The sequence below is a fragment of the Mesorhizobium sp. M5C.F.Ca.IN.020.29.1.1 genome, from assembly GCF_003997375.1.
Lineage (GTDB): Bacteria > Pseudomonadota > Alphaproteobacteria > Rhizobiales > Rhizobiaceae > Mesorhizobium > Mesorhizobium wenxiniae.
Window position 1 is genome coordinate 1 of record NZ_RZSW01000022.1, and the last position, 26,878, is coordinate 26,878.

Annotated in this window: 21 protein-coding genes and 6 pseudogenes; 6 read left to right on the plus strand and 21 right to left on the minus strand. The window is 60.4% G+C overall.

Going from position 1 to position 26,878, the window contains the following annotated elements; translation table 11 throughout:
* Window positions 1-127 precede the first annotated feature (127 nt).
* The 3 genes and pseudogenes from EOA85_RS03505 to EOA85_RS38035 all read right to left on the minus strand — a co-directional run.
* Window positions 128-757 (minus strand): annotated as a pseudogene (locus tag EOA85_RS03505) (transposase zinc-binding domain-containing protein); the annotation flags it as partial.
* Between the two features lie 13 nt (window positions 758-770).
* Window positions 771-1,646, minus strand: coding sequence for a tyrosine-type recombinase/integrase (locus tag EOA85_RS03510; protein WP_127208394.1), 876 nt, complete (start codon window positions 1,644-1,646; stop codon window positions 771-773).
* A gap of 175 nt (window positions 1,647-1,821) precedes the next feature.
* The gene (locus tag EOA85_RS38035; RefSeq protein ID WP_206523233.1) at window positions 1,822-2,532 is read right to left on the minus strand and encodes a hypothetical protein; all 711 of its coding nucleotides are present in this window, start codon (window positions 2,530-2,532) and stop codon (window positions 1,822-1,824) included.
* A 95-nt stretch (window positions 2,533-2,627) separates the two neighbouring features.
* Between EOA85_RS38035 and EOA85_RS03520 the strand changes: the two genes are divergently transcribed.
* Window positions 2,628-2,909 carry a transposase gene (locus tag EOA85_RS03520; RefSeq protein ID WP_245485596.1) on the plus strand — a complete coding sequence of 94 codons (282 nt, stop codon included), beginning with the start codon at window positions 2,628-2,630 and terminating at the stop codon, window positions 2,907-2,909.
* On the opposite strand, the gene EOA85_RS03525 is transcribed toward EOA85_RS03520, so the two are convergent.
* Window positions 2,836-3,120, minus strand: a complete 285-nt coding sequence (locus EOA85_RS03525; RefSeq protein ID WP_348627876.1) for a SidA/IucD/PvdA family monooxygenase — start codon at window positions 3,118-3,120, stop codon at window positions 2,836-2,838. The genes EOA85_RS03520 and EOA85_RS03525 overlap by 74 nt on opposite strands.
* A 10-nt stretch (window positions 3,121-3,130) precedes the next feature.
* On the opposite strand from EOA85_RS03525, the pseudogene EOA85_RS03530 reads away from it, so the two are divergent.
* Window positions 3,131-3,484: pseudogene (locus tag EOA85_RS03530) on the plus strand (integrase core domain-containing protein); the annotation flags it as partial.
* A gap of 61 nt (window positions 3,485-3,545) precedes the next feature.
* Window positions 3,546-3,686 (plus strand): hypothetical protein, encoded by a 141-nt coding sequence (locus tag EOA85_RS37270; RefSeq protein ID WP_164759473.1) that lies wholly within the window; start codon window positions 3,546-3,548, stop codon window positions 3,684-3,686.
* 329 nt (window positions 3,687-4,015) lie between these two features.
* On the opposite strand, the gene pcaF is transcribed toward EOA85_RS37270, so the two are convergent.
* Genes pcaF through EOA85_RS03545 form a run of 3 tightly spaced genes read right to left on the minus strand, consistent with a single transcriptional unit; the run spans window position 4,016 to window position 6,878 of the window.
* The gene (gene pcaF, locus EOA85_RS03535; protein WP_127208395.1) at window positions 4,016-5,221 is read right to left on the minus strand and encodes a 3-oxoadipyl-CoA thiolase; all 1,206 of its coding nucleotides are present in this window, start codon (window positions 5,219-5,221) and stop codon (window positions 4,016-4,018) included.
* On the minus strand, window positions 5,221-6,024 hold the full coding sequence (locus EOA85_RS03540; RefSeq protein WP_127208396.1) for a CoA-transferase subunit beta: 804 nt from the start codon (window positions 6,022-6,024) through the stop codon (window positions 5,221-5,223). The genes pcaF and EOA85_RS03540 overlap by 1 nt, the downstream gene beginning before the upstream one ends.
* On the minus strand, window positions 6,021-6,878 hold the full coding sequence (locus EOA85_RS03545) for a CoA-transferase (RefSeq protein ID WP_127208397.1): 858 nt from the start codon (window positions 6,876-6,878) through the stop codon (window positions 6,021-6,023). The genes EOA85_RS03540 and EOA85_RS03545 overlap by 4 nt, the downstream gene beginning before the upstream one ends.
* A 114-nt stretch (window positions 6,879-6,992) precedes the next feature.
* Here EOA85_RS03545 and EOA85_RS03550 point away from each other — a divergent pair, with 114 nt between their 5' ends.
* Window positions 6,993-7,763: an IclR family transcriptional regulator C-terminal domain-containing protein gene (locus EOA85_RS03550; protein ID WP_127208398.1), complete on the plus strand. Its 771-nt coding sequence runs from the start codon at window positions 6,993-6,995 to the stop codon at window positions 7,761-7,763.
* Between the two features lie 405 nt (window positions 7,764-8,168).
* On the opposite strand, the pseudogene EOA85_RS03555 reads toward EOA85_RS03550, so the two are convergent.
* The 11 genes and pseudogenes from EOA85_RS03555 to EOA85_RS03605 form a co-directional block, all read right to left on the minus strand.
* Window positions 8,169-8,484, minus strand: a pseudogene (locus EOA85_RS03555) (leucine zipper domain-containing protein); the annotation flags it as partial.
* A gap of 720 nt (window positions 8,485-9,204) precedes the next feature.
* Window positions 9,205-10,218 carry a 1-aminocyclopropane-1-carboxylate deaminase gene (locus EOA85_RS03560; protein WP_127208399.1) on the minus strand — a complete coding sequence of 338 codons (1,014 nt, stop codon included), beginning with the start codon at window positions 10,216-10,218 and terminating at the stop codon, window positions 9,205-9,207.
* Window positions 10,219-10,591: 373 nt separating this feature from the next.
* Entirely contained in the window at window positions 10,592-10,834 is a 243-nt protein-coding gene (locus tag EOA85_RS03565; RefSeq protein ID WP_245485595.1) for an exopolysaccharide production repressor protein, read from the minus strand.
* 47 nt (window positions 10,835-10,881) lie between these two features.
* Entirely contained in the window at window positions 10,882-11,196 is a 315-nt protein-coding gene (gene fdxB, locus EOA85_RS03570; RefSeq protein ID WP_127208401.1) for a ferredoxin III, nif-specific, read from the minus strand.
* Window positions 11,193-11,396: a CCE_0567 family metalloprotein gene (locus EOA85_RS03575; protein ID WP_127208402.1), complete on the minus strand. Its 204-nt coding sequence runs from the start codon at window positions 11,394-11,396 to the stop codon at window positions 11,193-11,195. The genes fdxB and EOA85_RS03575 overlap by 4 nt, the downstream gene beginning before the upstream one ends.
* 24 nt (window positions 11,397-11,420) lie before the next feature.
* Entirely contained in the window at window positions 11,421-12,230 is an 810-nt protein-coding gene (locus tag EOA85_RS03580; RefSeq protein ID WP_127208403.1) for a DUF269 domain-containing protein, read from the minus strand.
* Window positions 12,230-13,369: a TlpA disulfide reductase family protein gene (locus EOA85_RS03585; protein ID WP_127208404.1), complete on the minus strand. Its 1,140-nt coding sequence runs from the start codon at window positions 13,367-13,369 to the stop codon at window positions 12,230-12,232. The genes EOA85_RS03580 and EOA85_RS03585 overlap by 1 nt, the downstream gene beginning before the upstream one ends.
* 939 nt (window positions 13,370-14,308) lie before the next feature.
* A pseudogene (gene istB / locus EOA85_RS03590) lies at window positions 14,309-14,953 on the minus strand (IS21-like element helper ATPase IstB); the annotation flags it as partial.
* A gap of 549 nt (window positions 14,954-15,502) precedes the next feature.
* On the minus strand, window positions 15,503-17,506 hold the full coding sequence (locus EOA85_RS03595) for a class I tRNA ligase family protein (RefSeq protein ID WP_127208405.1): 2,004 nt from the start codon (window positions 17,504-17,506) through the stop codon (window positions 15,503-15,505).
* A gap of 328 nt (window positions 17,507-17,834) precedes the next feature.
* The gene (locus EOA85_RS03600; protein ID WP_127208406.1) at window positions 17,835-18,614 is read right to left on the minus strand and encodes a phytanoyl-CoA dioxygenase family protein; all 780 of its coding nucleotides are present in this window, start codon (window positions 18,612-18,614) and stop codon (window positions 17,835-17,837) included.
* Window positions 18,615-18,815: 201 nt separating this feature from the next.
* A complete protein-coding gene (locus EOA85_RS03605; protein WP_127208407.1) occupies window positions 18,816-20,120 on the minus strand; it encodes a lysine N(6)-hydroxylase/L-ornithine N(5)-oxygenase family protein in 1,305 nt (434 codons plus the stop codon).
* 835 nt (window positions 20,121-20,955) lie between these two features.
* On the opposite strand from EOA85_RS03605, the gene EOA85_RS03610 reads away from it, so the two are divergent.
* Window positions 20,956-21,237 carry a GDP-mannose 4,6-dehydratase gene (locus tag EOA85_RS03610; RefSeq protein WP_245485592.1) on the plus strand — a complete coding sequence of 94 codons (282 nt, stop codon included), beginning with the start codon at window positions 20,956-20,958 and terminating at the stop codon, window positions 21,235-21,237.
* Between the two features lie 196 nt (window positions 21,238-21,433).
* Here the strand turns inward: EOA85_RS03610 and EOA85_RS03615 are convergent, their stop codons facing one another.
* Window positions 21,434-22,210 (minus strand): radical SAM/SPASM domain-containing protein, encoded by a 777-nt coding sequence (locus tag EOA85_RS03615; RefSeq protein ID WP_245485593.1) that lies wholly within the window; start codon window positions 22,208-22,210, stop codon window positions 21,434-21,436.
* Between the two features lie 1,167 nt (window positions 22,211-23,377).
* Here EOA85_RS03615 and pyrE point away from each other — a divergent pair.
* A complete protein-coding gene (pyrE, locus tag EOA85_RS03625) occupies window positions 23,378-23,974 on the plus strand; it encodes an orotate phosphoribosyltransferase (RefSeq protein ID WP_127208408.1) in 597 nt (198 codons plus the stop codon).
* 462 nt (window positions 23,975-24,436) lie between these two features.
* On the opposite strand, the pseudogene EOA85_RS03635 reads toward pyrE, so the two are convergent.
* Both EOA85_RS03635 and EOA85_RS03640 read right to left on the minus strand, forming a co-directional pair.
* Window positions 24,437-25,715, minus strand: a pseudogene (locus EOA85_RS03635) (NAD(P)/FAD-dependent oxidoreductase).
* A 272-nt stretch (window positions 25,716-25,987) separates the two neighbouring features.
* Window positions 25,988-26,764: pseudogene (locus tag EOA85_RS03640) on the minus strand (IS110 family transposase); the annotation flags it as partial.
* Window positions 26,765-26,878: the final 114 nt, after the last annotated feature.

Sequence of the window (26,878 nt, forward strand, 5' to 3'; positions counted from 1 at the left end):
AAAACGCGGCCGGCGCCCAGGAGTGAAATCCGACGATCAAGATGCCGGCTGATCACCGGGCCACTTCACCTGTCAGGTAGGGAAAATTGGATGCCCACATTCGCGGAGACTTCGGTGCCCATTGACAGGCTTCATGGGATGCTGCGAGACGGTCGAGGAACAGCCTCCGGAAGAGCCGCGACAGCACCCGCACGGGCAAGAAGAAGCCGAGTTTGCAGGCGATCCAGCGGGTGCCGTCTGGCGACAGGCCGCCGCCGGGCACGATGATGTGGACGTGCGGATGATGGGTGAGCGCCGAGCCCCATGTATGGAGCACCGCGGTGAGGCCGATGCGGGCGCCGAGATGTTTGGGATCGGCGGCAATGGTGGTGAGCGTCTCGCTGGCGGCCTTGAACAGGAGGTCGTAGACGACGGCCTTGTTCTGGAAGGCGATCGCCGCGACGGCTGCCGGCTGGGTGAAGACGACGTGGTAGTACGCGACCGGCAGCAGCTCAGCCTGCCTGTCGGCGAGCCAATCCCGCGCTGCCGCACCTTGGCACTTCGGGCAGTGCCGGTTGCGGCAGGAGTTGTAAGCGATCTCGATGCGGTCGCAGTTCTCGCAGCGCGCGACATGGCCGCCGATTGCGGCGGTGCGGCAGGCCCGGATCGCCGAGATCACCTTCAGCTGGCCGAGGCTGAGGTGTCCGGCGTGGGCGCTTAGATAGGCATCGCCATGCGCGCGCAGGATGTCCGCGACCTCGAGCGAAGGCCGCGCCATCGGGTGCGGTGCCCTATGCCGGAGGCGGCGGCGTCAACAGCGAGAGCGGGCTTTCCACCTCGCGCAACGTCTTCAGCGCCACGCGCGTGTAGGCGGCGGTGGTATCGAGCTTCATGTGGCCGAGCAGCACCTGAATGACGCGGATATCGACGTTGCGCTCGAGAAGATGGGTGGCGAAGCTGTGCCGCAGCGTGTGCATGGAAATGCGCTTGTCGAGCTTGGCCGCCGTCGCCGCTGCGCGGCAGGCGCGGTCCATCTGGCGTGTGGTGATCGGCTGGCCGGGCTCGCGGCCAGGAAACAGCCATCCCTTCGGCCGCTTCACCTTCCACCACCGGCGTAGCAGGTTGAGCAGATCCGGCGACAGCATGACGTAGCGGTCCTTGCGGCCCTTGCCCTGCTCGACGCGGATCAGCATGCGGGTGCTGTCGATGTCGGAGACCTTAAGGTGGGTGACCTCTGACACACGCAGGCCGCAGCCATAGGCGAGGCTGAGCGCGGCGCGATGCTTGAGATTAGAGGCGTGGGCGAGAAGCAGCGCCACCTCTTCGACGCTTAGCACCACCGGCAGCCGTTCCGGTGTCGGCAGCCGCGCCATGCGGTCGCAGAACCCGGCGCGGCCGAGCGTCGCGTGGAAGAAGAAGCGTAATGCGGTGTTCGACAGGTTCATTCGCGCATAGCTCGCCCCGAGCGAGGCGAGATGGAGCTGATAACGGCGCAGATCTTCTCGCTCCGCCTGATCGGGCGAGCGGCCGAGGAAGGCGGCGAACTCCCGCACCTGGCGGATATAGTCGCGCTTGGTGTGCTCGCCGAACTGGCGGATCGTCATGTCCTCTATCATCCGCTGACGCAGCGGGCTGACGGCAGGACGATCATTGCTCTGATCAGTCATGGGGGCTCTCCTGGTTAGAGGGAAACCCCACGATGTTCAGGCAGGAGACGCAGCTCCGACAACAAAATGGCAGCACAAGCGATGCCGCCGCGCCCTACCGCGCGAGCGGTTTAGTTCTCTGAGTTGACGGCGCAATCGGGTGAAAGCGGAACGACACCCGAGCCGGATTGCCAAATCATGGAGCGCCAAGCCGGTGTCGAGACGCGGTCAAGGCTGTCCGTCGCGCTGCCTCTGGCGCCGGCCGCGACGCTTCCAGGCCACGCCTTGACGGCGTCGAGCACGGGTGCAGCATGGACGGGATCGGCTCGCCGATCTCCTGGCCCATTGCGTCATAACGGCCGATGCAGCGCGGGCCGTGGAAGGTCGCCAGCGACCCGTCCGGATATTGCCTGACCTTGACGTTGGCCTTGACGAAGTGATGGCACCATGGGCTTTGCGGCAGTTGCAGCCTGAGTTTTCCGAAGCTGACGGTGTTGTCGCGGCTGACGACGCGCTGCTCCTCGATGCACAATATCTCGACCAGTTGATCGGCATCCGCGGTGGACGAAAGCGCTTTCGTCGACCGCTGCCGGTTTGGTGAAACGTGCGTTATGAACCGGCAGATAGGTCTCGAAGATGAAGCGGTTGGCCGCCTCCACATCGATGATGCCGGCGAGCTCGAGCTCTTTCGGCAACCGCTCCTGCGTGCCGAACATCCGTTCCGAGCGTCCCCGGCTTCGTGCGAATAGGCCGGGATGTGCTCGACGCCCAGCCGCTGAAGCGCCCGCCCGACCTGGGTCGGCCGACTCTTGTCGACCGCCTCGCCGGCCTTGAGCGTCACGAAATAGTGGCTGCCGCGGTCGGTATAGAGGCTCGACGGCAAGCCTTTGGCGACAAACGTCTCCATCAGCCCGCGAAAGCTCGAGGCCGTGCCCTCCTCCTCGACCAGGACTCTACAGGCCAGCGAGCAGCAGCGGGCCGACGTGCGCCGGCGCGTGAACTGTGGATCGGGCTGCGAAAGCGGCTCTTCAACAAGGCTTTGGCGCGGCTGATCTTGATCGATGGACGTCGACCAACACCAAGCTGACCAAACGCACCGGCTGGGCGCCGAAGGGCGAGCGCTACAGGACGCATGCGCCATTCGGCAAATGGCAGACGCAGACCTTCATCGCCGGGCTGCGATGCCACGGTCTCGTCGCGCCGAGGATCGTCAACGCGCCGATGAATGCTGCCATCTTCGAGCGCGTCGAAACTCAACTGGTGCAACAGCACCTCGGCTCCTGACTGGCCTCCACAACGACGCAAACATGCTTTGCCGCACCTCAGGATGATTGTGCAGTAAATCGGATGAATGGAACAGGTTGCGTCCGATCCAGCTCTGAAATTGAGACGGAATCCGCGCTTGTTTGCCGATGCCTATCACTAGGTCTCTTGCACTGAGAACTGCATCGTCCGTCCGCACGCGAAACTCGCCATCATAGCGTATTTCGCGCACGGTCCCGCCGGCCGCCGTCGCTTACTACGCCAGCCTCGGAATCAAAGTGCAGCGGGTGATGACCGACAACGGCTCCTGCTACCGATCACGGGCTTTCCGGGCAGCCTGCAAACGTCTCGGCCTGCGCCAGATCTTCACCAAGCCCTATACGCCCAGAACCAACGGAAAGGCCGAACGCTTCATTCAGACCAGCTTGCGCGAATGGGCCTATGCCCGCGCCTACAACACTTCCGATGAACGCAACCGAGCTGCCGCGATGGCTCCACCGCTATAACTGGCATAGACCTCATGGCAGTATCGGCTCAAAACCGCCCATCAGCCGACTCGGTCTGCCGGGAACAACCTATTGAGGCTCCACAGCTAGGTCACAGATCGACCCAAGGTCTAGGCTGGCGCATTCGCTGGCGAGAAAGCAGCGAACCATCGTGGCGAGTCGCCCAGGCGAACAAGATGTCGCGGACAATCTCGGCGATGGCGAGAAGGATGAGGAATATATCGGAATCCGCCGCCGCTACGGCTGCATGATCGACCTGCTGCAAACAGCCGGGCGCCGGCGAAGGGAATGAGAAGGCGGTGGGCCCCGAATGGGCGCAACGATGGAACAGATTTGGATTAGCACAACGAGCTGCTCTGCAGATCACCATAGCGGCCAGAGGCTTCTGAAGATGCTGCACATGAAGGCCTGACAGAAGACTGCACTCAATCACACGTCGAAAAGGGCCAGAAGCCTCTTGAATCACCCGCGGCAATCACAGAAGAGGGCTCGACAGCTAGATTGACAATCCCGGGTCGCGGTCGAACGCCCCTGCCCACACCGCTTCGTTGTCCAGATGCCCAGTCGAGACCGCGTACCTTCGAGGATCAGCGGGTTGAAGCCTATGCAACAAGATTTCCGTCATACCCTCTCCAGCGCCACCGCGATGCCTTGGCCGACCCCGATGCACATTGTGGCGAGGCCGTAGCGGCCGCCACGTTCGCGCAGTTCCAACGCGGCCGTGCCGGTGATGCGCGCCCCGGACATGCCGAGCGGGTGGCCGAGCGCGATGGCGCCGCCATTCGGGTTGACGTACTCCGCGTCGTCGGCGATGCCGAGCTGACGCAGCACGGCGATGCCTTGGGAGGCAAAGGCCTCGTTGAGCTCGATGACGTCGAATTGCTGCGGCGTCAGGCCGAGCCGGGCGCAGAGCTTCTGCGTCGCAGGTACAGGGCCGATGCCCATGATGCGCGGCGCTACACCGGCGGCGGCACCGCCGAGGATGCGGGCGATCGGCGTCAGCCCATATTTTTTCATGGCTGCTTCCGAGGCGACGATCAGCGCCGCCGCGCCGTCATTGACGCCTGACGCATTGCCGGCCGTGACCGTACCGCCTTGCCGGAACGGCGTCGGCAATTTGGCCAGCGCTTCGATCGTCGTGTCCGCGCGGGGATGCTCGTCCTTTGATACGCCCATCGGATCGCCCTTGCGCTGCGGGATTGTCACCGGCGTGATTTCCTTCGCCAGCCGGCCATTGGCTTGCGCCACCACCGCCTTGTGCTGGCTGCGCACGGCAAAGGCATCCTGGTCCGCGCGGGAGACGGCGAACTCTTCCGCGACGTTCTCGCCGGTCTCCGGCATCGAATCGATGCCATACTGCTTCTTCGTCAACGGATTGACGAAACGCCAGCCGATCGTTGTGTCGTGGATTTCGGCATTGCGCGAAAAGGCGGTCTCTGGCTTCGGCAGCACGAACGGAGCGCGGCTCATCGATTCGACGCCGCCTGATATCATCAGCTCCGCCTCGCCGGCCTTGATGGCGCGGGCAGCAATCATCACAGCATCCATGCCCGAACCGCAGAGACGGTTGACGGTCGAGCCGGAAATCTCTTTCGGCAGGCCGGCCAGCAGCAGGGCCATGCGCGCCACATTGCGATTGTCCTCACCGGCCTGGTTGGCGCAGCCATAGACGACATCGTCGATGGCGGCCCAGTCGATGCCGGGATTACGCTCGACCAGCGCCCTTAGAGGGATCGCGCCGAGATCGTCGGCACGGACCGCCGACAATGAACCGCCGAAGCGTCCGATCGGCGTGCGGATGTAGTCGCAAATATAGGCCTCGGCCATTATGCAGCCTTCTCTTTCCCGATCCCTTTTCGCGCGGCCTTGGTCCGGGCCTGCAGGTCACGCAATGTCTTCAGTTCGAGTTCGGTCGGCGCCGGCGTTTCCTCCAACGCGCCAGCGAATCTCACGGTCCAGCCGCAAGTTGCCTGCACCTCTTCACGGGAAACGCCGGGATGGAGCGACACCACTGTGAACTCCTTGCTAGCAGGGTCCGGCTTCCAGAGGGCGAGATCCGTGATCAGCAGCGTCGGCCCGGCGGTGTCGATGCCGAGACGTTGCCGGTGATCGCCGCCGTCGCCATGGCCGAAGGAGGTGAAGAAATCGATCTTCTCGACCATGCCGCGCTTGCTTTGCGCCATGCTGATGTAGATCTGCTTCGACGAGGTGGCGATCTCCGGCGCGCCGCCGCCGCCCGGAAGCCTTGTCTTGGGCTGGAAATAGTCGCCAATCACCGTTGTGTTGATGTTGCCGAACCTATCGAGCTGGGCAGCGCCGAGAAAGCCGATCGAGATGCGGCCGCCCTGCAGCCAGTAGCGGAACATCTCCGGCACCGAGACGGTGGTGACAGCGGTGTCGCACAGCTCACCGTCGCCGATCGACAGCGGTAAAACATCGGGCGCGGTGCCGATCGTGCCGCTCTCATAGATCAGCGTAATGTCGGGCGCATGCGTCAGCCGTGCAACGTTGCAGGCCGCCGACGGCGCGCCGATGCCGACGAAACAGACATCCTCGTTCTTCAACGCGCGGCTGGCGGCGATCATCATCATCTCGTTGGGCGTAAAGCCGAGGCTTTGACCTTTGCTCATGCCGCTGTCCTCAGATGTTCGACGCGAGTGGCGAAATCATCGGCGCTCTTTTCCAGCACGTTGCTTCGCATCCAATCCTCGAATCGGTCGCGGTCGGCGGCGATTTTGTCCCATTCGAGGTAGGCGGCATTGTCCCTGATATAATAGCCATGCGTATAGGACGGATGCGAGCCGCCGGGCACGACGGCTATTGCCGTGATTGTCCAGCTCGGCAACACCGTCAGATTGGGATGGAGATCGTCAAAACTGTCGACCACTTCCTCGACGCTTACCACGGCGCGCTTTGCCCCCAGGATGGCCTCCTTCTGGATGCCGATAATGCCTTCGACCAGCACATTGCCTTTCCTGTCCGCCTTCTGCGCATGAATGAAGGTGACGTCTGGACGGATGGCGGGGACGGCGGCAAGCACCTCTCCGGTGAACGGGCAGGTGACCGATCTGATGTTCGGATTGACCGCCGCCAGCCCGGCGCCGCGATAACCGCGGAATATGGCGCAAGGCAGGCCGGCAGCACCCGCCTCATAGGCACTGGCCATGCCGGCATGGCTGTGTTCCTCGATCTCCATCTTCCGCGGAAAGCCGTTCTCGATGGCGTCGCGGGCGCGCCGCAAAAGCCCGACGCCAGGATTGCCGATATAGGAAAAGACGATCTTCCTGGCCATGCCCATACCGATCATCTGGTCGTAAATAATATCCGGGGTCATGCGGATCAACGTCAAGTCGCGAAACCCCTTGCGTATGGCTTCGTGTGCTGCCGCCGTCGGAATCAGATGAGTGAACCCCTCGAAGGCAACCGCGTCGCCGTCGTGCAAATTCTCGGCTACGGCCTGGCTGAGCGGCAGGAAGCTGACCATCGCAGGAACTCCGAAAGTTCGCATTGCGAACAAATGTTTTGTATGGGATACTCTCTATGCTGGATTCTCGCGTCGTGTCAATCCTGGCGATACGCTGGTGTGCGGAGCCCACACATGGAAGACGAGGGAGCTACGCGTGACCATGTCGGTTCGCTTGAGCGCGGGCTTGCGGTCGTGGAGATACTCGCCCGGCATCCAGCCGGCATGACTCTGACCGAGATGGCCGAGGAAGCTGGGCTGACGCGTGCCGGCGCCCGCCGCTTCCTACTTACGCTGGTGACCGCCGGCCACGCGACGCAGTCCGGCCGCCTGTTCTCGCTCTCGCCGCGTCTGTTGACCGTCGCCCGTACCTGGCTGGACGGCTCATCGATATGGACCTTCGCAGCACCCATCCTGCGCGAAGTCGCGGCGCGATTGAACGAGGCCTGTTCGGCGGCGATCCTGTCGGGTGAGGACGTCGTCTATGTCGCGCGCGTTCCAGGCCGGCGCATCCTCAGCGTATCGCTGGAGATCGGCACCAGGCTGCCCGCATACTGCACGTCGATGGGACGTATCCTGCTTTCCGGGCTGCCGCCCGAGGATCTCGAGACATTCCTCGCAAAGGCGACGATCGACAGGAGGACGCCGAAAACGATTCTCGAAAGGGCGTTGCTTGCGGAGGCCATCCGGAAGGCGAGCGCGGACGGCTTCGCTATCGTCGACGAGGAGCTCGAGCTCGGCTTGCGCTCGATGGCCGTGCCGATTAACGACCGCACCGGTCGCATCGTGGCGGCAATCAACGTTTCGACCCAGTCGGCCCGCTTCACCGTCTCGGAAATGAGTGAAAAAATACTGCCGGTGCTGCTCGGCGCAAAACAGCGTATCGAGGAATTTTTCTTCGTCTAAACAGCTTTGGCGCCCACGGTTGTCGTTGAGCAGATGTCAGGGTTCCCACCTTGTGACGCTCTGTAACAGGCTGATCCGGATGCTCTCCGAGCGCAGAGTTAGAGTAAAATCCTCGCGGGCAAACTGAAGGACGTCAAGTCACCGGACATAACGCACTTGGTGGAATTTGGCTGTGAGCCCCAAAAGACCCGCTGCATGCCCTAAGCCAAACCATCACCTCCCAAAAGAATGGGAGAACCTTTTGCTGGATGCGGCCTCACCCGATTGGGAGCGGTTTACTCAATCGACGGTCCGCTGCACACGAAAACTTACCGGAAAGGGGCAACTGTCGATGGACGAAGGAGGGCGCAAATTCGGCTTTGCCCCTTGTAGAAGCTTGCTCGCTTTTCACGATGAAATCGTGCTTTCGGCCGGCTCGATGTCGCTCAGCCGCGATAGCCCGGCACGTTCGAGAATCCGGCTGACGGTGGCGGGCGAGACGCCGACCTCATGGGCGATGTGCTTGCCGGTCCAACGTCGCCGCCGCAACGCCACGATGCGCTCGGCGATCGACGCGCCGGTGAGCTGTGGCATATGGGCAGGCCGCGAGGAACGGTCGACCATGCCGGCGCGGCCTCCGTCTTATAGCGCTCGACCCAGCGTGTCACGATCTTTGCCGACACGCCATAGACGCGCGCCGCATGGGCTTTGGAAAAGCGCCTTCTATCACCGACAGCGCCATCTCCTCTCGACGCAGCGGTGTGAGACGGGCATTCTTGTGGATGTTGGACCCTCCGTTGGATGCTGAAGCGTGGTAACTCCAGTCTCCTCGGTCCGGGCCGAATGGACAACCTCCCGAAAGCTCACAACTAGGGCAGTCAGATCTGCGATCCACCCTGCCCGGCTTTCGACCGCAACGCCGAGCTCTATGTCGAAGCAGCCCGTCGGCGCGGCGGCGATCCTTTCATCGGGCGCAGGCTTGTCCGGCTGCTTGAAAGCGCCGGGTTCGCGGATGTCGACTCGGCACTGACGCAGTCATCCGGCCGACAAGGGGACGTCAAGCAGGTTCCGCGCGCTTACTTTCTCGGCAATCGCTAACGCACTGACGTCATCGGGCATTGCCACCGGCGACAAGGTTGGTTGCATCACAGCCGAGCTCGAGGCCTTGGCTGTGCGGGCTGATACTACAATGTCTTGCCCACGCATTTTCCAGGCTTGGAGTCGAAAGCCTGTGGGCGCTCAGTTCCGACCGACCAAGAGCGCGGCATAACCTGAGGGATCGTAGCTGACAGATTTTCCGCAATGAAACCAGCCCGAGGGGCCAGTTGCCTCCATCAACGGGACGCCATGCGGCCGCCTCAGAATGCTGGCAGCCTCTGGTCCAGAGAGCCGGCTAAATGGCGTCGAACGAACTTTGAGCATCACCGGCATGGCAGGGCGGCACAAAGCGATTTATCGCGCGTCAGCCGTTGCGAAAGGTGTAGCCATAGCCGTTGATCGCGGGCGCGCCGCCGAGATGCGCGTAGAGGACCCTCGATCCTTCTGGAAAGAAGCCTTTCTGGATGAGGTCGATCATCCCTTGCATCGATTTGCCCTCGTAAACGGGATCGGTAATCATGCCCTCGAGCCGCGCGCACAGGCGGATCGCTTCCTTGGTTTCCTCGGATGGAATGCCATAACGCGGGTACGCGTAGTCCTCGAGCAACACCACGTCATCCGCGACGATTTCCGTTCCGAGCTTGACGAGCATCGCCGTATGTCGGGCAATGCTAAGCACCTGCGCCTTTGTCTTTGCGGGAGTGGCAGAGGCATCGATACCGATCACGTTGCGCTGTCGACCGTCCTTGGCGAACCCGACGATCATGCCGGCATGCGTTGAACCGGTCACAGTGCAAACGACCATGTAGTCGAAGGCGAACCCAAGCTGTTTCTCCTGGGCGCGCACTTCCTCCGCGAACCCAACATAGCCGAGGCCTCCATTCGGATGAACAGACGCCCCGGCCGGTATCGCATAGGGCCTGCCGCCCCTTGCCTTGACCTCATAGAGCGCTTTTTCCCAACTATGGCGGATGCCGATGTCAAAGCCATCGTCGACCAGACGCACCTCCGCTCCCATGATGCGGCTCAAGAGAATGTTGCCAACGCGGTCGTAGACGACATCCTCATGTGGAACCCAGCTCTCCTGAACCAGGAGACATTTCATGCCGATCTTGGCGGCAACGGCGGCGACCATCCGCGTGTGGTTGGACTGCACGCCGCCGATAGTGACGAGCGTATCGGCATCCGACGCGATGACATCGGGGATGATATACTCGAGCTTGCGCAGCTTGTTGCCGCCGAATGCGAGACCAGAGTTGCAGTCCTCGCGCTTGGCGTAGATTTCCACCTTGCCGCCCAGATGCTTGCCGAGCCGGTCGAGCTTCTCGATAGGCGTGGGTCCGAAGGTGAGCGGATAACGTTCGAAGTTTTTCAGCATGCTTTCTCCGCAAAAAGTGATTCCAGCCTACACCAGCTCCCTCGGTCATGGCGTTCTTGTGTGAAGCCAGCCGTGTTCTGAGATGTTGCAAAAGAGCCTCATCATCATTGCCAGCGTCTCGTTCGATCGAGACGAAGCAACCCGCATGCCGGCGTGCTGCGACGGCTCATGTGCCTGGCCAACCTAAATAGCTGCACCGCTCCGCATTAGACGGCTCAGCATGTGGCCACCTCTGGCCACTTCAAGCGCACCAATTCTTGTCCATGGTTGATCCGGGTGGAGTGAATCTGAGTTTTGGTCTGTCAATGCGCCTCAACCGAGCGGCGACACGCCGCGATTGGAACGAGCTGCGGCGCATCTGAACATTCATTCCTCAACTCGTCATCTTGCGGCGGCTGGTTTCCAAGTGCGTCATGAAAGGCTTAGCCTTTTTGTCTGCTCTGCAAGCGCAGCGGGACCGCCGGATCAGAACGAGCACGCTGCCGAAATAAACCACCTGAAGCAGCAGCGAGCAGGCCAGCGTCGCGATGACTGCTAGAGGGATCGAATGCGAAGCTAAGTAAACAATCATGGCGTTGCCGCAAAGGACCAGCCCTAAGAGCCGGCAAAAGAGCATGAAGGGCAACTCCGTTCTCCTGGTTTTGTCTCGTCAAACCATGCTGCTCATGCTCCGATCTGGTCGGCCGCGACATGGGTCTGGCAGTTCTTTGGGCAGACGCGGCAACAGGCTCCACAACCAATGCATCGGCCGGCATGGTCGACGACCATGATCATGCGATTGAGCCCGCCATCGAAGTCGTCATCGCCCTCGCAGGCTCCGAGCATTTGACCGGCGTCATCGACGCCGTAAAGATGCATGACCTCGCGCGAGCAGACCTTAAAACAGCGGCCGCAGCCGATACAGATCTTGCCATCTATAGCGGTCAGATATTCCGGCACCCATGTGGAGCCGTCGCGGGTGATGAATGTGCTCGTCATCCTAATTTCTTCATTGTAGCGAGCTCTCTCCTGGCACCATCCAACTCGGCATAAACGGCGTGCGTTTTCTCTGCGACCTCCTCTATCTCAGTCCATTTGACTGGGAGACCCTCGGCAAGGTCGCGCAAGTTCGTTTTAGCGATTGCCGCGCGCAGCTGAAGCTTTCGGACTTTCTTCACCATCTCATCCAGGTTTGACATGATCCTTCCTCGAAATCGGTTTCTTCACGCCCACGCCACGTCGGCTATAGCTGCAGTCGCATCGTCGACCAGTTTCGTGCCGGCTTCCGCGAGTTTCCGGATAGTCTCGGCGCCGAACTGGTGGACGTCTCGACCAAACAACCAACTGCCGACCGTAAAAAGCACGCGCCCGTTGCCCATTGGTTTCATCTCTGTTGTTGGCGATGCCATCACGCCGGACCGCTCCTCGATCGCACGCCCCACTGCGGTGTAAGAGCCTCCACAGCGCGTCCGGATCCGGATCGCTAATGATCGGGTCTTCGGGCGCAGTTCCTTCGTGACCATGAAGTCGGCCAGCAGCTCGGGATTCCGATTTGCCTTCGCAGGACCCGGAGGACTCGTGGGCACGAACCAGCCGAACGAGGCAATCAACGGACGGGGTGGCCAGGGCTGCCGCCTTGTCCCCGTTGACAGCAGGCCTAGCGCTGCGGGAGACATTTCGTTTTCCTCAATTTCATTGCTCATCGAAAGACGATTTCCGCTTTCGGGTACGCGGACGTCTGGTCCGCTTGCGCAGCCGACGTCCGGCTTGGCCGGGCCGATTCCACGTAAATGCCGTCCTTTTGGCCGACCATGAGCAAGTCCTGGACTGTGACGTCTTCTACGACGGGCCAAATTCGCGTCGAACATCCCGCCCGCGGCGATCCGGTTGACGGTCACTAAGACCCGAGCCTTGACCTGCAGCGATCGATCCACCCTGTGCTGCATGGACACACTTACAGCGGGCACGCCGCAGAACTGGCGAATTGACCAGGGTTCCATTCCACATGTGATGCCTTTGCGATCTTTGCTCATCAGGCGATTGTGCTTTGATTTTTAGGAGCCTTGTTTTGCGGAACCACGCAAAGCTGCGCGTAGCAAGCCTTCTCACCCGTGTAGTTGGCCAGGGCTTGGAGCAATGGGGTAAGGTAATACTGTTTGATGTGGTCCGGCATCGTCTCCGGATCACCCAGAGATTTCAGTGCCACCTCGATCAACTCGATCGCGCGATCTTTGTTGCCGCTCTCGTAATAATATTGAGCGACCGGGACGTACCAACGGAATTTAAGGGGTCCGTCGCCTTGCGGAGGATTTAGTGTCAGGATCTGTTGCGAGAGCTTGTCGCCCATTGCAATGCGCTCAGCACGGGGTAGATGGGAGTTGTCCTTCGCGGGATCGAAGAGTTGGTTCAGGGCCATGACCATCCAAGACACGGCCTCGAACTTTTTGTCGATCGCGTCCTCGACTAACTGTCGCATAGCTGGCAAGCCGGTCTGCATGTCGCGCAGCTTGTGAAGCAGTAGGCCCACATGAGTTTCCCGGAACCCGATATAATCGGGCATCAATGCGAGGCCTTCGTCCATGGCCGAGAGTGCTGCCGTCCAATCCTCGGCCTGCATCGCCGGCTGAAGTTTGGCGTATATCGGCTTGGTCACCGATAGTTCGCGCGCTGTGCGTTGGTTCCTATCGGCGGCTTTGGGTTCATCGCTGCTGCGCCAGCTGCCGTTGAGAACATTCGGTAAAATGTCATCGAGTTCCGACGGGTGTCCGATGAAAGCGATGTGGCCGTCGCGATCGACCACGAACGAGGTGGGAATCCCGAGAGAAGAACTGGCTTCCATCCATAGTCTGTTCATTTCGCCTGTGTAATCGAACGCGATCCGATAATTCAGATTCGGGAACCTCTCGGTCAGCCACGCATCCAACTTGGTCCGCGCCTCGTCCGCCGTTGGAGCCTGTTCGCTAGCTGCGACTCCAACGACCTCAAACCCGCGGTCGTTATATTTCTCTTTCAGTTCCACCAAATGCGGCATGGCAGCCACACAGGGTCCGCACCAAGTCGCCCAGAATTCAACAAGGTACACCTTGCCGGGCTGAAAGTTGGCTAGGGGCTCGCCACGCAGCCAGTCGTCCACTTTGATCGGAGGAGCCGGGGACTCCATACGCAACACCATGTTGTTCTCCAAAGCTCCATTCCCCACGCCTTTTCTGGCGTTTATGCGCGAGTTGGCTTTTCTCTCAGAGACGGAATACACCGGTTAGGAAGACCATCGTTCGTCTTGCCGTTCGAAATGCGGTCAGCCCTCACCATTATTGCCGCATCTCAACCAGCAAAGGCCATGCCAGCGCGCTTAGCGCGCCGCAAGTGCATGATAGGGCTTGGAAAAAGGTCCAAGGGCACCGACACGGCCGGTTGTCTTGAACCCGACATGTTTTCTGCCGCTGTCGAGTTCTGGACACGCATCACTCATGCGTCAGTCGCCTCGGACAGCGAAGAGCTTGGCCATCTTGCGTACGGTGAGATTGGCACCGGCTCGTAAAGCAGGAGCACTTCGGCGCCCTCGAAAGTGCGCGGACGACTGGGTTCCCGCGTGCACCGAATGCCTCCCTCGGCCATGGCTGATCTTTTCTCCTAGACCCGAGTTGATAAGCCCAGCGCGTCGGGTGCGAGCCGGACACTGCGTATGCTGTTTCGCTGAACGCAGAACCAGCATTCGCGATCCGATTTTTCGCCACAGACCTTAGCTTACGAAGCAATGCAGGTTCCACCACTGCGGTGCTCGGCTTAGCATCTGCTCCGCTCGTGGGCGAAGCGGATGCCGCCGTCGCCATGAGGGGTAAGCCCGACGATGATGATGCGGCCCAGCCTGCTTTTCCCTGCTATTGCCGTCGAGGAGTCCCTGGATCTCGCCCGGCCCATGCGTATCAAGCGACATCCGGAAGTGACCCCTCGGTAAAACCGCCCCCCTTTGGTTGATGGAGTGTGGCTCGGTGCCGGAGTCCACAGGAGGGACCCGCGCGTAGCGGAGCGCCTCCACGCGGCTGGCGGAGCGGAGCGCGGGAGGTACCTGTGGGCCCCCGGGTGCCGGCACGCCGGGGCGCAAATCTGTCGGCTATCGTGCGTTATGAGCCTTCTCCAGGTTGAGGTTGGCTGAGTTGAAAATACCGGCACAGCGCTTCTCGCGCAGGCGGTAGCTGTCGCCGCGGATGGTGATGACATGGCTGTGATGGAGCAACCGGTCGAGGCTGGGGCCACGACCGGATCGCCGAACATCTCGCCCCATTCGCCGACGGACCGGTTCGAGGTGATGAGCAGACTGCCGCGCTCGTAACGTCTGGAGACGAGCTGGAAGAAACAGGTGCGCCGCGTTGGGGTCGAACGGCAAATACCCGAGTTCGTCGACGATCAGCAGCTTGGGCTTTGCATAGAACGCCAAGCGCTCTTCGAAGCGGCCCTCCTGATGAGCCTTGCCGAGGGCGGCGACCAAGGCCGGGGCGGCGACGAACAGCACCGAGTATCCTTCGCGGATGGCTTCGCGGCCGAGCGCAATGGCCAGAGGCGTCTTGCCCACACCGGGTGGACCGAGCAGCAGCAGCGTGTCGCCTTGCGCGATCCAGCGACAGACCGCCAGATCACGAATCTGCCCGGGATCGAGCGAGGGCTGGGCTGAGAAGTCGAAGCCGCTAAGATCGCGCACGGTGGGAAAATGGGCGATCTTGCTGGCCATCTCGATCCGGCGCTCCTCCTTGCGGGCGAGCGATCAACTGCTTTCCTCATGCCAAAGGCGGGTGCTTTGTGGAGAGCTTTGCTCCGTCTGCGGACGTGATCTCGCCGAACCTAGCGGCTCGCACTGCGGAGGGTCTGCGTCTCCATCCAACGCGATTGTCTCAGCTGCCGCCTAGGCGTCCGGCCAGTCCGCTGAATGAGCTTGTCCGGTTTGAGGACTCACAGATCCTCTGGTTAAAGATCAGCTGAGCAAAGCAAGCAATTCTCGCCCGGGCATAAGTATCCATTATTCCTTCGCGCGCGCAAGCGCTCGCATCATCGCTCACGGAGCTTACTTTCCGCTCCTTGAACCGGTTGCGGGTATTAGACAGATGGAGGCCGGCCACGACATAAGGATCAGGCGAAAGCGGAACGCACCATGGATTTTCCGACGTTTCCAAGACCGCGCTTGCCCTAGTCATTGGCCAGAGCGGGCGTGAACCTTGCCGCCTGGGTCAAAGCTGTCCAGAAGCGCGGCCGCCGCCGCGTATGGTGGTTTGCTAGCCTCGTAGACATAGCTCACAACCCGGATGCCAGGTGTTCATATCGTTTCCTGATGCTTGAGAATAGAATTGTCGGATTTGGCGTAGAACCCTAGCACGGGTCCGAGATCAAAGATCGTCCCCGGCGCAAGGCGCCGGACGGACGTGGGCCATGTTTCGGTTGAGACGCCATCGATGCCTCGCGCCAGCGTGCTGGCAAATCGGGGCGTCAGCGGTGCGAGTGTCTGCGCCAGGATCGCAGCGGCCGTAGCCTGAAGCGCGAGCGAAGTCCGGGTGCGGGCGGGATAGAGACGTCGCGCCGCTGCATAGTCTTGCGCCTGATGGTAGATCACGCAATCGCGCACGAAATCGCATGCCTGCGCGGCCGCGCGCCTAACCGAGAAGCCATCGTCCGAATAGGCGCGTTCGATCGCCGTGCGATGGATTTCTATCCGAGCAAAGAAGGCGCGGTCGGCCGGCGCCCAGTCGCCTGCGTCGGGCACACGGCCACCAAAGCCTTGCTTGATTTCTTGGTCCAGCCCTTCCAGCCAACTCAGCCAGACCCCTTGGAATATGTCTTTCTCAGTGCGGCGTAGAGCGTCCAGCGTGAAGTTCGTTCGCTCACCTTCCGGGCGTGTCAGGCCCAAATGTAGACGCACGATGTCGACTGTCTTCGGACCCAGAACCTCCTTGCCCCAGACCGCATGGCCGCGGCTGGTCGAGAACTTCTGGCCGCCCAGCAGGTAGAACTCGTTCAAATGATAGCGGATGCGTGACGTCCAGTGGGGGAACACCTCGGCATAAAGAGCGGGGTAGAGTAGCGCGTGGTAGAACGAATTGTCGAAACCGAAGAAATGCACAATCTGCCAGTCATTGCTGGGCAAGGCCGCATTCCAATCGCGACCCACCGAGCGAGCTAGCGCCTGGATTTTGTAAAGAAAACCAAACGCCATCTCCGGCCAGACCCAGATCACCTGCCCTGGGAAGCCTTCGGCCGGTATCCCCCAGTGCGAGGGGTGGGTAATGGGCACGGAAAAGTCGCCGCGTTGGCGTAGACGCGCGAACAGGTCCATGATCCGAACGGGGGCTCCCGACGCCTTTAAATGCCGGTCGATATTGTCGTAGCATCGTTCCAGCGCAAGTTCGGCACGGAGCACGGAGCCGACCACCGGCGCCTCGGCCGAATGACGTGACCGGGCTGCGCGCAAATCGTGGCATAGGTTCGGCGAGCCGCATTCCTCACAGATGTTGCCGCTAGTGGAGCCGCCGCAATCGGGGCAGAGGCCGCTTACATCCGGTTCGTAAAGGTAATCGCCTGTCACTGCATCAAAAAGCGCAGGGCTCTGGCGCAGATCTACCGCCGTGCTGCTCAGAAGACTACGGAAACACGCGGCCTGAAACTCTGCATAAGCGTCATCGCCCAACGTGGGTAGGAAGCTGTGGACGTCGCAGTCAAGAAGTGCAAGCGTGGTGCGAATCTCGTTCGCATAGTGGCGCGCCACCTTTGCAGGCGTCGATTCATCGGCATCAGCACGCGTGGCGACGTAGCTCTGGTAATCGTCGCTTCCAGTCAGGTGATAGGCTTCGGCCCCTTTCATGCGTAGGAAACGCGTGTAGACGTCGGCGCCAAGATGAGGGCCAGAAAGATGCCCTAGATGCAGATCGCCATTAGGCGTCGGAGGCGTGGAGAAGACGAAGATCGGCCGGCGGGGAGCCACGACCTTTGCAGCGGCATCGAGGGCAGCCTTGCCGTCACGCCAGTAGACATCGAGGAAATTTAGGTCTTCGTCCCCATCGTTGCGCAGCACATGCGCTTCAAAAGGGTGGAACAGAACGACATCGCCGGCCTCGACCGGGATTTCTCCAAGGTCGGTCCTGACCTTGCCCGCGCCAGACAGGACCACGAAGGCCTCGATTTCGTCGTGCCGATGGGGCTCCGATGTGACGCCCGGTCCAACCTTTCCGAATGAAAACCCCGTGCCAGCGCTTCCCGTTCCAAGCGTGGCCATGTCGATACCGAACGCCCGCGACAGCTCCGTTCGAGAAAACGTGGATTTGCGCATGACGAACCTCAGCTGTTGAAGCAGTGGTATCTTCGGCTGCCAACGCAACAGCCTCTGCTGCAAGTTGCGAAGAGAGGCGGTAGCTCGACCCGTTGGCGGCCCCGGCCAGAATAATCCGGCTCTGAACCCAGGGGGGCGACGACGGGTGCGCCAGTAGGGCTGTACGCGTCACAGAAGACCACCCGGCGACCACCTCACAATCGACATGCCCAAGCGTCGTAACGGGCTGCGGGTGATGCTCAATTAGCCGGCAATCAGAACCCATGCTCCCGCGCATTTTTTTGCGGTCGATCAGTTCCGTGTGCATGCCTCGTTTGGCACCGTGAGCTCAATCACGATAGAAAATTCCATTTGGGGGCTTGAGTTTGTTGAGATCGGCCACTTTGCCCTCGGGAGGGTTGAGGGCGCGCTTAAGCACGTTATATTCAGCGCGGGTCGGTCCACCGGTTGAAGCACGCTGGAACACCAAGTAGAGTGTCCGCCGCGAACGATTGCTTTTGTTCGGTTTTGAGTAATGTGGTGCGTAATCGTCGAAGATGAAGATGTCGCCAGCCTTCCATACTACGGGTTCCCAGGAAAACATTTCGGCGACTTCAGGATCGATCACCCCGCCGGCATCCATGGGAAATACCCCCTTTTTGTGGTTGCCGGGGCTGAAGAAAAGCCCGCCGTTGTCCGGGTCGGAGTCGTCAATGCCAATCGCAACGACCGCATGGACCATCCGGTCGGGCAGTCTGTGTGGAATGTGGTAAATGTCCTGATGCGGGCGATAGCCGCCGCTGTCGGGATAGTGGAAAATCAGCAACTCCTTGAGCCTGCGCGACTCTTCGCCAAGCAAATCCTCGACCGCAGACTGTATGCGCCGATCTTCTAGGAGCAAACGACGCAATGGATCATGGAAGTCCAGAAAATTCTCGACCTTAGAGGTGATCTTTCGATTGTCCGTCGTTTTCTCGAACCACATGAGCCATTTATCATCGCTGACATTCCAGCGTGATACATCTTCAACAAAGCTGGAGATGCGTTCCAGAGCTGCGGGATCGAAGAACCTTTCGAGCCTGACATATCCGTTTTTCTGCCACTTTTCTCTTTGTGCATCAGTCAACATGCGAAAAGCCTCCTGTTGGAAAGACTGGTTGGTCGAACATTCCGGTTAGGGCAATCGGGCGCTGGTCAGGTTGTGGGCCGACGGAAACAGTACTCCACGGCATATCGGACGACGCTAAGTGCGTCTCGCTCTCCGGCCTCCGTTGCAGTGAAGGCGGAATCATTCCTTGGATGCCACCGCCAATGATCAGTAGTCGGCCGGTCATATCCCGCTGCCCATTTCTTCTGCGACGGTGTCGGACCAGCTCTCGACAGAGGAAGGGCTGATGAAGCCGGGATGCTCGGGGTTGGCGCGCGGCGCGCGCCCCAGAAGGCTGTCGAGGATGCGACGCGCTCGCCAGGCCAGCAGGCTTAGATTCGGGTCAGCCAGCCCACGCTGTCCTAGGCTCGCGTTCTGTACGAAGATGCGTCTGTCACGCGGTCCGTCCCAGCACACCGAAAAATCTTCGCGAATAGCCAATTCGTTGTCGATCTTTTCCAGCCGGTCCGCCATCGGTTCCAAGAAGCCTGGCACCGCGTTCTCGTAACCGGTGGCCAGGATGACGATGTCGGCCGTGACTTCTTCGACCTCCTCCATGCCGTGCTGCAGGGTGAGTCTGTGGCCCGCGCCGGCGTTGATGCAGTGCGAGACGGTGCAGCCCGGCCGCAGTTTGATTTCGCATCGGTTTGGCTCTAGAAACGCGTGGCGGTATAGCGCCTGATAGATCGCGCGCAACGTGCTTTCCGAAATGCCGTCCGAAGCAAGCACGAAACGCCGCAGGAACAGCTTGCGCTGCGACTCGCTCATTGCCGCGAAACGATCCGAGAAGCAGGGCATGAACAACTCGTTTGTGAACGGGCTGTTGTCGATCGGCAGGTAGTTTTCGCGATGCGAAACCCAAGTGATCGATCGAGGCCGCCGGCCTTTCGTCCGCCCAACAAGGTGCAACAGCACCTCGGCTCCGGACTGTCCCCCACCGACCACGCAGACATGGTTTTTGTGCACCTCAGGATGAATGTGCAGCAATTCAGATGAGTGGAACAGGTTGCGTCCAGTCCAGCCCTGAAACTGAGGCGGAATATGCGCCTGCTTGCCAATACCGACCACGACGTTTCTGGAGCCGAGAACCGCGTTATCGGTGTGCACCCGAAACTCGCCGTCAAAGCGGATTTCGCGCACCGCTTCGCCGCCGCGGACAAGCGGGTTCCTGTGGAAGGCCCAGTTCAGGTATTGCTCGAACTCAGTTCTGAGCACAGCCTCGAACTGTGCATTCAGGAAGTGGTACAGACGCCCGTTCTCGTGCAAGTAGTTTACGAAAGTGTAGGCTGATCGCGGATTCACCAGCGTGACCAGATCCTTGAAGTGGCTGACCTGGAGCTCCGAGGAATCGAATGCGCTGCCTGGGTGCCAGCGGAAGTCGACTTGCCGATCCAAGAACAGTGCCCCTTGCCCAATTTGCTCGTGTATCTGACACGCAAGACTCAAATTGGACGGCCCAGCACCCACTCCAATGCAAGAGAGCTCCACTTATCTTGCTCCTATAGGTGCTTCCAAATTAGGCTACGTTCGCGGGGAATATCGGCTATGGCCATAGGCTTCACGCTCCACCCGGGCATTCTCGACTTCGGTGCCGCTGGATTTGCTAGATTTTGTCCCCGCTTTCGTGTGGTCGGTTGTGAAGCCCATGGATCCCAGCCAAGTGATGAGATCGACACTCATTTCGGCGACTTGTGGGGCGTGGGCGGGATCGACGTATCTCCGCCCGCTTCCATGGTCGCGTCTCTTTCAGCGAGATGCTTTCCAACCTTATTCCGTGTTTTAATCGGGCGCAGTCGCCTGCCTCCAACACGATGCGCCGACCTTTGACCGGCTTGGGGATCAGCGAGGGCACAGTCTCGAATGCGGCGACAGCATTTTTCCGTGAGCCTGACCATAGGAGGACATCCGCTGATGTGTTCGGAAGATCCCCTGCATTGAACGTGCCAGACGGAAATTATCATGAAAGCAATGGTTAGCGGGTTTGTGATCCTGTCGGGTATCCGACAATGAGGGGGAAACATTGCGCCGGCGGCCGATTTGCGCGTCGCCGTCCTCTTGCCGATAGTCGATAAAAATAGGGCAGCTCCGCATCGGAATTTTCTCTTAGGACGGCCAGCAACCCAGGTTTATGGACTGTGGCGCGGAAAGAGGCTCTTGCCACCTTCTCTCGGCGCGAATCTGAAACGACGACTTCGGAAGCCGGGGCCTCCAGTAGGTCTCTCCCGTCTTCTTGCGGAAGATGGAGGCGAGATCCGGATACTTCTTCACATCACTTGAGACGCAGAATCCAGCTAAAGACGGCCACACAGCTATGTGAGGCCGTGTGCCCCAGCACCACAAGCCTGACAGTGCTCGCGACCGGCGAGACCCATTCGGTCCGCAGCTTTGTCGAGGCTGCCTTCAGGCCTTCAGGCGGGTCGGGAAGGAGATATTCTGGGAAGGCGAAGGTGTTGACGAGTTGGGCCGCGAACGCAGGAATAACCAGGCGCTGATCCAAATAGACAAACGTTGTTTCGGGCCGATCGGGGTTGACCTGCTGATCGGTGATGCCTCCAAGGCGGCCATCAAGCTCGATTGGAAGCCGACGAGCTCGCCTCGTAAATGATCGAGGGCAACTCCCGCGCGTACGGGATCACGCTCGCGTGACGCGAAAAACGCAATGATTTCGCCGGACATTTGCAGTCCAAAGCAGCATTCGCCGGCCCGCCTCTCTCAGGGGGTCGACCGGCACCCAGTCAACACCCGGTCGTTCGGATCGGCAAATTCACACATCCTACAGAGCAGAAAACCATCCGCTCCGTTCATGCGATCGACGATTTCGCAAAAACTGGGCTTTTAAAGAGATCGCCGTATTCGTCGCATAGAAGGTTGCCCAGTACGTGACGCCGCTCAAAATCCATGGAGCAGAGAGTAACCTCGCCGTTTGGAAGGAGAACATTCCGATACTGTCGTTCGTCCACGCATATCAGCGCTCCAACGACTGGCTGCCGTGGTTTTACAATCTTAGGATCTACGCTTCCACCCCTGCTGCTCACCGGTCGCGCGCGAATTAGGGCTTCGGCAGGGATAATGTCCGCGATATCGGGATGGGCCTCGCCCAAAACCACAAATCGAATTGATGGGATGTCGGCGTCGACGAGTTGACCAACCAAATCGCGATACTTGTCTCCGACAAGGTGGCTATTCATGTAGGCGCCATCATCAAAAACATGAACCACGAATACCCCCAACCGCAGCGCCTGCAAGCGTTGTAGATCCCGCCCCTTCATTCCCACAAGCCTCGTGAAAATCCTGATGCCGTGGCCTTTGGCGGAAGCGTGCTCGACCATTTCGGTGCAATCCGGATTGAGCCATGGCTCAGAATACCCCGCAAAACTAATGTCGACGGAGGTTGGTACGCGCGCCAGACAGCGCTTGAAATCTCCAAGACTAAGATGCTTCGTATCAGATAATTTTCTTTGCCGGTCAGCGAACTTGTCCTGCGGACAATATGAACATCCCACGATGCATCCTGTGGTCGTCGTTATCTCTAAAACTCTGCCGGCTGGGATAGCAGAGCGCAGTTCCGGTAAAATCATTCGTTAGGACTCCCACTCGTCTGATCATGCAGAAGGTCCAGCATGGTGTCTTTGGCTTCATGACACCGGCGGTCAGTACGTTCCGAATGAACCCAGCCATCTCCGCCTGGGCAGCAGTCAACAGCCGGCTTCCTCAATCTGCCGAGCGAACTATCAACGAACTTTGGGCGCATCGGCGCGGCAGGGCGGCGCAACCGCAATGTCGCGTGTCAGCCATTGCCAAAGGTGTAGCCGTGACCGTTGAGCGGGCGCGCCGCCGAGATGGCGTAGCAGACACTATTGCCGCATCTCCAGCAAAGGCCGTGCCAGCGCTTAGCCGCAACAATTGCATGAATAAGCTTCGAGAATCCTCACGCCCAAGGCGGCCGGTTGTTTTGGACCAGACATGTTTTGTCGCTGTTCAGCTTTTGGACATGCATCACTTATAGTCAGACGCTCGAGGACAGAGTTGGCTGTCTCCCCTGCGGTAATGTTGGCGTCGGCTCATCATCTAGCATTATTTCAGTGCCGGCTGTGTGCGCGGAAGATCTACACGACCTGACCGCCGCGTGCAGCGATTGCCTGCCGGCTCATAGCTGATCTTTTCTCCTGAAGCCGGCGATGAGGCCAGGCCGTCGAGTGCGTGCTGCCGGATGCTGCGTATGCTGTTTCGCTAGACGGCGGATACCGCGCCACCTCCATATTTTCGCGATAGAGGTTTGGTGGCGTCGCAGGCCTTCCTGCTACACCCCTTGTTGGCACGGTGGATTTACGCGCCGGCCCGCATCGCGACGGGTACCATGGGCTACAAGCACCGAGCCGCCCACCTCGCGAGGGCGGCCGAAACGCTCACCTCATGCGCAACCTGGTTAAGAAGCTGGCGCAAACGGGGCCGAGCGAGGCGGAACTCGAGCGGACCAAGATGAACGCTCAGAGACGGCCCTCGTCGAGAAAACCCGTGTCTGGCCGAGATCGGGCAAGGGCCGGTAGCCAAGGCTACCAAGCCGTAGCGAAGCCCGTGATCACGCTTTAGGCAACGAATAACGATAATGGAAAAATCTGCGCGAAACGGTCGCACCGGTATTGACATTAATTGACACACCCCGCGAACACTTGCATAAGCCACATAGCGGTAGTGACTAGGTGCATGCCGCACCCAATTTTTTCCCTAGGGGCGAGGTCTGATCTATGGCGGCACTGGCGAACTTCAGACCAGTTGATTCCGGCCAACACGACAAGGACGAACTCCGCGAGATTGTCCGTGAGCGCTCTTTTCGATTCGGACGCTACACGCTCTCGTCGGGCGTAGAGAGCGACATCTATTTCAATATGAAGCCTACCATGATGGTGGCGCGAGGCGCGCAACTTGCCGCTCTTGAGTTCCTAAAAATAGCTGAGCAAGTGAAAGCAGAGTACGTCGGCGGCCTTGAAATGGGAGCGGTCCCCGTAATCGGATCGATGGCGGCTGTCAGCTCGGTGATGAACAAACCCATAAACACGATCTTCGTTCGCAAGGCTTCAAAGCCCCATGGCACAAGGGACGTAATTGAAGGTCTTGGGCCTAAAGAAGATCTCGAGGGAAAAGTGGTCCTGATCGTTGACGACGTTGCCACAAGCGGCAAGTCGATATTGAAGGCGATTGAAGAGGTTCGCCGCGTCGGCGGCATTGTGGGTGACGCTGCTTGCCTTGTGGACCGTGACGAGGGAGCTACGGCGCTGCTAGCCCAACATGGCGTCACGCTGCACTCCGTACTGCATGCGAGCGAATTTGTGGAACGCCACTGACAATCTCATACAACGTCTTCCGGCGACCTAGCCTTAGAGGACATTCCGCCGCTTTGCAGCGAGTGCAGGCGCCTCGCGAGTGAGAGCGATTGCCCTTGCCCATCCTCCCTGCTTTTGGTGCAACATATGCTCGCTGCCGTTCACCAGCGGCTTGACGCCGTTGACTACCTCTCAGAGCAAGGCGCCATAAGACTGAAGGCTTTCACCGATTATCTGGCGGCGGTCGTTCGAATAGCTTCAGAGAGCGGCGACGCGGCACCCTGGATTGATCTAGCAACCCGGTTTAGCGCTCTTTTCGGTCCCGACGAGGTTGCCCATTAACGCTTATCGCATTTTCGTGGAACGAGCAGCCTCGTCGGCAATGCGTCATCGATCGCCAGCGGCGTGCCGGCGCATGGACCGAGGATGCGGGCAGATGGATGCTCGCGGCAGTGACCATTCCACACCGCGGGCCGGGCAGGATCAGGTCAGGCATCCACGGGGCTGGCCCTTCGCGGCAGCATGGTAGGCCAGATATTTTCGCTTCATCGAAATGCGGTCGGCCACGTGTTTGGCATCATGCCAGACGCCCCAAATGAAGCTGGATCCTCTTTGCGACTGCCAAGGTAAACCCAGGAAATAGAGCCCGGGCTCGCTCGAGACGCCACGGTGGTGCCTTGGCCGGCCCTTCTCGTCGAAGGCGTCGACCTTCAGCCAGCTGTAGTCGACAGCAAAGCCTGTCGCCCAGACGATCGCCGCTATCCCGGCCTCGGACAGGTCGAGCTCGCGGATCGGATTGGTCACGCATTCCGGATCCGGGTGGATCCGACGGGCCGCGGGCTCTTCCGAGAGGTCGAGACGGTCGCGAGCGACATAGGCGTCGGCTTCATCCAGCAGCGACATCAAGCTTGCGTCGCCACGGGCAATGTTTTTCGCCAGATCGGGCGCGAAGCTCATCACGCCGTCCTGGTACGGCTTGTCATACCGAGGAGCGTAAGCCCCTGCGCGGCCAGACGACGGAAATCGATCGTCTCGCCGCCGCGCGCGCCGCTCACCGCGACCGTGACGTGTTCGGTGCCGGATCCCGGGGTCTCGGCGTCCCACTTGCCGAGGACGCCCAGCCACCAGCAGACGTCGCGCCCGCGATAGGCCCGCGGCGGGCGATCGTGAGGGCCCACCGAAAGGTAGACGCGCTTGCCAGCGCGCTGGCGTCGTCCGCGATCTGCACACCCGAGGATCCCGCGCCGACCACCAGCACCGCGCCTTTCGGCAGTTGCTCAGGGTTGCGGTACGCGCTGGAATGGATTTGCAGCATGCCCGCATCCCCAGGGACGACGGGCGGAATGACGGGGATCTGGAAAGGTCCGGTCGCGGCGACGATGCTGTTGGCTTCGACCACGCCGTCCGACGTCTCGACGCGGAATCCGGGCCGCCCGACATTTCTTTGCCCGAGCTTGACCTCCACGCCGCAGCGGATCGGCACATTGATTTGCTTTGCATAAGCGACAAAATAGTCGGCGACCTCCTCCTTGGAGGCAAAGTCATCGGGACCGGTCCGCGGAAACTCCATGCCCGGGAACCGGTCATGCCAGGCCGGGCCATTGGCAACGAGGGAGTCCCACCGCTGCGAGCGCCAGCGTTCGGCAATCCGGCCGCGTTCAAGAATTAGATGAGGCACCCCGCACTTGCTCAGGTGCTCGCTCATAGCCACTCCCGCTTGGCCGCCGCCAACGACAAGCGTCTCCACTTTTTCAAGTGTCATGTGTGGATGCCCCCGTTGATGCAAGGGGATTTTGAACGTCGAGGGCATGTGATCGGGTGCGGTCATGTGTCAGGCCTCGCAGTTGCGGCGCGCTTCACATGACCGCGGGCCGGTATGGAGATGCGCGGACCAGGTGCGGATCAGATTTGCGAGCTCGTGGCTCCATACACTTGACTGCTTTCCCTGGTCCCGATCGTGTCGATCATTTGCCCTTACTGTTCACTGCCCTCCTCACATCCCGACGGACCGGCGAGCGACGGCTCGATCGTCGATCAAGCTGATGCCACCGCCGGATCCCGGTAGTTCTCCCTCTTCGTCAGCATGGCCCATGCCGACCGCGCCATCTTGTTGGCCAGTGCGATGGCAACCAGCATAGGCGGTTTGCGCGCCAGCATGCGCGCCAGCCACGATCCTTCAGGCGGGCCCTTCCGAGCCGCCCATCGGACAACCGCCATCGCCCCGACGATTAGTAGGCGCCGAATGTCACGCTGCCCCATCTTCGAGGTTCGACCCAGCTTCTGTTTTCCGCCCGTAGATTTCTGCAGAGGCACGAGCCCAAGCCAGGCGGCGAAGTCGCGGCCACGTCGAAAGGTCTCGAGCGGCGGCGCATACGTCTCGATCGCTATGGCGGTGATGGGTCCGATCCCCGGCATGGTTTGCAAGCGCGCCGTCGTCTCGCTCCGCGCGGCCTCGCGATGGAGGGTCTTCTCGAGCTCGGCGATCTTCTCGCTGTAGATGGCGATCTGCTGGAGGTAGAGACGACCAACGTCGCGGACGATCGGCTGGATGAGGCTTTCCTCGTCTTCGATTGCATCCGCAAGGCGCTTCACATGGGCCGGGCCCTGTGGGGCGACGACCCCGTGCTCGGCGATGTCCCCGCGCAGGGCGTTTATCAGCTGCGTGCGCTGGCGCACCAGGAGGTCGCGCGTGCGGAAGATCATCGACCGCGCCTGTTGCTCCTCGGTTTTGACAGCCACGAAGCGCATTGTCGGCCTGGAGGCTGCTTCCGCGATCGCCTCCGCGTCAGCCGCGTCGTTCTTCTCTGGTTGCCGCCCTCGATGCAAGAGCCTTCCAACCTGATGTGCCCGGTGATCGAGTGCGTTCTTCTCTCAGGCCTTTTCCTTGCGGCCTTTCAAGAAGCCGCGGGCCGGTATGGTGATCTG

Bases quoted from the DNA above. Each gene is read 5' to 3' on its own strand.
- EOA85_RS03510 (WP_127208394.1), bottom strand. From the start codon at position 1,646: ATGACTGATCAGAGCAATGATCGTCCTGCCGTCAGCCCGCTGCGTCAG.
- EOA85_RS38035 (WP_206523233.1), bottom strand. From the start codon at position 2,532: ATGGAGACGTTTGTCGCCAAAGGCTTGCCGTCGAGCCTCTATACCGAC.
- pcaF (WP_127208395.1), bottom strand. From the start codon at position 5,221: ATGGCCGAGGCCTATATTTGCGACTACATCCGCACGCCGATCGGACGC.
- EOA85_RS03540 (WP_127208396.1), bottom strand. From the start codon at position 6,024: ATGAGCAAAGGTCAAAGCCTCGGCTTTACGCCCAACGAGATGATGATG.
- EOA85_RS03545 (WP_127208397.1), bottom strand. From the start codon at position 6,878: ATGGTCAGCTTCCTGCCGCTCAGCCAGGCCGTAGCCGAGAATTTGCAC.
- EOA85_RS03550 (WP_127208398.1), top strand. From the start codon at position 6,993: ATGGAAGACGAGGGAGCTACGCGTGACCATGTCGGTTCGCTTGAGCGC.
- EOA85_RS03560 (WP_127208399.1), bottom strand. From the start codon at position 10,218: ATGCTGAAAAACTTCGAACGTTATCCGCTCACCTTCGGACCCACGCCT.
- EOA85_RS03565 (WP_245485595.1), bottom strand. From the start codon at position 10,834: ATGCTCTTTTGCCGGCTCTTAGGGCTGGTCCTTTGCGGCAACGCCATG.
- fdxB (WP_127208401.1), bottom strand. From the start codon at position 11,196: ATGACGAGCACATTCATCACCCGCGACGGCTCCACATGGGTGCCGGAA.
- EOA85_RS03575 (WP_127208402.1), bottom strand. From the start codon at position 11,396: ATGTCAAACCTGGATGAGATGGTGAAGAAAGTCCGAAAGCTTCAGCTG.
- EOA85_RS03580 (WP_127208403.1), bottom strand. From the start codon at position 12,230: ATGAGCAAAGATCGCAAAGGCATCACATGTGGAATGGAACCCTGGTCA.
- EOA85_RS03585 (WP_127208404.1), bottom strand. From the start codon at position 13,369: ATGGTGTTGCGTATGGAGTCCCCGGCTCCTCCGATCAAAGTGGACGAC.
- EOA85_RS03595 (WP_127208405.1), bottom strand. From the start codon at position 17,506: ATGCGCAAATCCACGTTTTCTCGAACGGAGCTGTCGCGGGCGTTCGGT.
- EOA85_RS03600 (WP_127208406.1), bottom strand. From the start codon at position 18,614: ATGTTGACTGATGCACAAAGAGAAAAGTGGCAGAAAAACGGATATGTC.
- EOA85_RS03615 (WP_245485593.1), bottom strand. From the start codon at position 22,210: ATGATTTTACCGGAACTGCGCTCTGCTATCCCAGCCGGCAGAGTTTTA.
- pyrE (WP_127208408.1), top strand. From the start codon at position 23,378: ATGGCGGCACTGGCGAACTTCAGACCAGTTGATTCCGGCCAACACGAC.